Genomic DNA, 4,081 nt, shown 5'->3' with positions numbered 1-4,081 from the left:
CGTCGACGACCTGCTCGTCGTCGGCGAGTAGTCGGTTGGCGATGTGCCGGCCGATGCCCTGGCAGCCCTCGATCGCCCAGACCCGGCTCGGCCACCGCCTGGCGTACTTCCTCATCGCCGCATAGCCGTCCCGAACGGTGTTGAACCGGTTACCGCCGACGATGGTCTCGTTGCTGGTCATGACCTCGATCGTGGCGGAGCGTTTGTGCGTGTCCACGCCGATGACCACACGATCAGACATGCCACTGAACGGGTCCTCCGATGCTCGATCAGCAGTTGTCGAGCCGGGAGGGCAACGCTAGTTCGAGCAGAGCAAACCCCTCTTGAGCCTCTCCCTGCCATGGGGCGACGCCCGGGCCGCGAAGGCCAGATGAGAGCCACACGACCAGCGTGGGCAGCCGCAATGAGAGCGACAACCCGGGCGCCTCGACCGAAGCCTGGCCGGGCCACGGTCGCAGGTCAATGAAACAAGTAGCCGAGAGCAGCGCACTCGAAGATGCGACGCCAAGAGTGGCGTGCTGGCTGGCTCGGCCCAGCACCTTAGCCGCGAACGTCCTGGCCATTGCGGCGCGCAACCGCCGCCGGACCGACGCGCCGATCAGAGGCGGTTAAGGTTCGCGTTCGACGAGCGGCAGCCCGATGAGCCGCCGAAAATCGTCGATGGCTGGCCATGCGAGGTCCGGGTGGGCCGTGATCCGGGACCGGGCCTGCACGAGCCGTTCGACCGGCGGACCGCCTGAGACGGGGCCGAGCGTGGTCACGGTGGACCGCGGATCCTCGGCGAAAGCCCGCAGCAGGGTCGCGGCGAGGTACAAGTATGCCTGGGTCTGCACCAGTATGGCTGAGATCGGGTCGGTCCGCTCCACGGAAGGCATGTCAGTGCATGCCTTCTCAAGCAATTCCGCCGTCATCGGCGCCTCGTACACCTGCACGATCCACCGCACCGCCTCATGCTGCTGGGTGGCGGCCATCTCGGCCGCTCGGACCTGCGAGCGGAGGATGCTCGCCGAGTCGGCCGCCACGAGCTTGACGGCCAGCTTGTCGATGGCCCATATCTTGCGCTCCGAGCTGATCGTCGCCAATGCCATCACGGTCCGCAACAGCTCACGCGGTCGGCCTGCGGACAATATATGACACAGCCACAGGTATGGCTCAGGCACGCTGAGGCCGCGCATCTGTAGAAGTTTCCCGGCCTCGGTGACGCTAAGCGACCCGACCGCGATGATGAGGTCGAAGGCGCTGTCGAAGGCGGTGCGGACCCCGAGCGCCCTGCGATCGAACGCCGCCAGCGCATCCTCCGAAACCGCGACCAGGAAGTAGCAGCCGCGGACCCCGAACACAGACTTGAGGTCGTTGATGAACTGCTCGGCGTCGTCCGCCGAGCCGATCTTGTCGAGTTCGTCGACCCCGATGATGATGCGCTGACCGCGACGGCGGCGTTCCAGGGCCGCCTCGTACAGCAACTCCCGGAACTGCGCGACCAGCTCTGGATACGTCCGCAGCTGCTCGGTCCGCTGCACCTGGCCCTCCGCGCTCAGGTCGAGCCCACCGGGAACGGCGAACTTGCCACCCGTCTTACGCGAGAAGACGGACTGGTAGCGCAGCGCCTGTAAGTGGCGCTCCGCCAGGGCCGCCGACGGACTTGGGGTCACCTTGGACCGGTGCCGCACCAGGTCGCGCCAGAGGCGCCACAGCACCGGCGCCAGGATCAGCAAACCACCGAGGACATACGCTGAGGTCCGCGGCGCCTGCCAAATGGCCACGAAGGCCGTACGGACCTGAGCTCCGAAGACGACACCGCTGATCAGAACTACACCCGCTAGGACTACGGCGGCCGGCAACAGCGCCCGGACCCGCGACCACCACCGGTGTGTCTTTAGGCGAGCCGCCGGCCGCGCGCCGAGCCGGACGCAGGTCTCGGCGAACAGGTGCACCAGAAACTCGCGCCGATCGTAGGTGGTCGGTGCCTGCACGAGCACGAGCACGTCGCCCTCGTTGGCCCGGAACTGGTCGGTGCAGTACCGCTGCAGCACCGTGCTCTTGCCTGTGCCGCGCGGGCCGCTGATGCCGATGCTGGCTCCCTCAAGCTCCCGCAACACCCAGGCGACGCGATCGCCGGCCGTGTTCTCAACCAGTTCCTCGGTGCGGGTGACGTCGCCCAGCCGGCCAGGGTTGAGCACGGGGAGCCGCAAGGTGTACTCGTCGCGGTTCTGTCGGAGGGTGGCCCAGACCTTCGGGACGATCCAGTGCCTTGCCATCGCCGCTAACCAATCCTCGCGGGCTTGGCGCGCCGCCTCGTCGTACCGGCGGGTCGAGGGTCCGGGCTCCGGCCATCGCGACGGATCGTCGCTACGGAATCGGCGCCAGGCATCGGCGTACTGTCGCGTCCCCACCCACGACAAACCCAACAGTGACGCCGCCACGGCGGCCACTACGACGAGTGACTCCGCCCCCGGGACGCGCCGGAAGGCCGCACCCGCCAGCGTAAGCAACGCCGCGAACGCCAGCACGATGACGGTCAGACAGGCGGCGAACAGACCTCGTCGGTCGCGTCGACCCGCCACGCGTGCGACTACGCCGCCCAGCACGACCGCGCCGACAGCGACGGCGATGGGTCCGGTCAGTGGCGAGATCCGCAACGACCACAGCGCATTGCCGAAGACGAACACGGCCGTTGCTGCGGCGACGCCAGCCAGCATCCCGTACGCGCTGCTCGATCGCGCCCAGGTCGGTACCGCCGCCGCCACAAGCTGCCGACGGGCCTGCCGGAACCGCTCATACTGGGCCGAGCCGCTCTCGAGCACGGCCACCGGGTCCGCGGCGATCTCGCGCCGCACTTGTTGCTCAAGCTCTCTGCGGCGCTCGGTCGGCGCCGGGGCCAGATATTCGGCCACCGCAGGCAGCGCGAGGACCTGCACCAGCATCTCGTCGACCACCGCCGCAGCGGGCCCTCGACGTGCGTTGGCCCGGCGGATTAGCACCTCACTTATTTCAGCGTTCCGGAACTGGTACTCCTGCCCGGCCCGCCGCAGAACCCCGGCCCGCTCGGCGTCGGCTAGGAACCGGCCGAGCCGGAACGGCAGCCGCCCTCGACCTGCCAGCCATAACCGCGCGACCGTGTACTGCCCCCACGCGCTGCCGTCGAGTAACACCAGGAGCAGCACTAACATAGACAAGGCGATCACCGCCGCCGGTTCGGGAGAAGCAGGCGCTGCCCAGAGCAGCACCCCCCCGAGGCCGGCGGCCGACAAGGCGCGAAGGATCGCGGCGAGCCGGTCCTGTTGCAGCGATCTGGGCGGGGCCGGCGACAGGCGCCGCCGGGTGACCATGGCGACGACCATAGCCACGGCGCAGACGCCACCCGCCAGGTCCATCTCGATGCGATGCGTGCTCATGAATAGCAACAGCGAATCGGGCCTGGCCGAGAACACCAGCAACGCGGGGATAAGGACAAAGCCGGCCAGCGCTTCGATCGCCGCCCGTACGAAGTCGCTCCAACCCAGCCATACCACTCGACGCGGCCCTGGCCGGCGCTCGATCAGTCCGGCCCTCAGGGTCAGCACGATTGCCGCAGCCAGCGCGACGGCGGGGATCACGCTCCCGGAGATACCGGCCGTGGCCGCGATGAGCAACAGGAGTCCGCCCCATCGGATCCAACCCGCGGCAACGGCTGGGCCATCAGCGACAGTTGTGAGCCGCCACCAGACGATCCCGCTTAACGGCCGGCCGTTGAGCTCGGCCAGCGCCGCCAGCCAGGTGCAGGCCCGCGCCGGTAGGCGCTCAAGCATCCGCTCGACCAGCTCGGCCAGTAGGAGTCCGGGATCCTGGGTGTCGAGCAGCACGCGCGGATCCGCAGTCCGGCCTGCGAATGCGTCGCGCGCGAGCACCGCCAGCCACGGCGTCGCCAGAGCCCTTGCCAGCGAACCGGCCGGAACGGCGGCGATCTGATCGATGACGGGTCGCCAGCGCTCCGCCGTCACCGGATCCTGCGCGGTGAGGAAATCGCCGATGGCGTCGCCCGCAACCGGCATCAGCTGTACGACCAAGGCCCGGGTCAACGCCGTCGAAGGCAGGTTCGCGA

1 protein-coding gene and 1 pseudogene are annotated in these 4,081 nt (G+C 68.7%); both read right to left on the bottom strand.

What is annotated here, in order from left to right; genetic code table 11:
* Window positions 1-241: pseudogene (locus tag KBX53_RS24810) on the bottom strand (IS110 family transposase); the annotation flags it as partial.
* A gap of 367 nt (window positions 242-608) precedes the next feature.
* A complete protein-coding gene (locus tag KBX53_RS24805) occupies window positions 609-4,046 on the bottom strand; it encodes a hypothetical protein (RefSeq protein WP_210861942.1) in 3,438 nt (1,145 codons plus the stop codon).
* Window positions 4,047-4,081: the final 35 nt, after the last annotated feature.

This window comes from Micromonospora sp. M51, from assembly GCF_018070305.1.
GTDB lineage: Bacteria > Actinomycetota > Actinomycetes > Mycobacteriales > Micromonosporaceae > Micromonospora > Micromonospora parva.
Note: the sequence above shows the minus strand (reverse complement) of the source record. Positions and strands in the feature narration are given on the sequence as shown.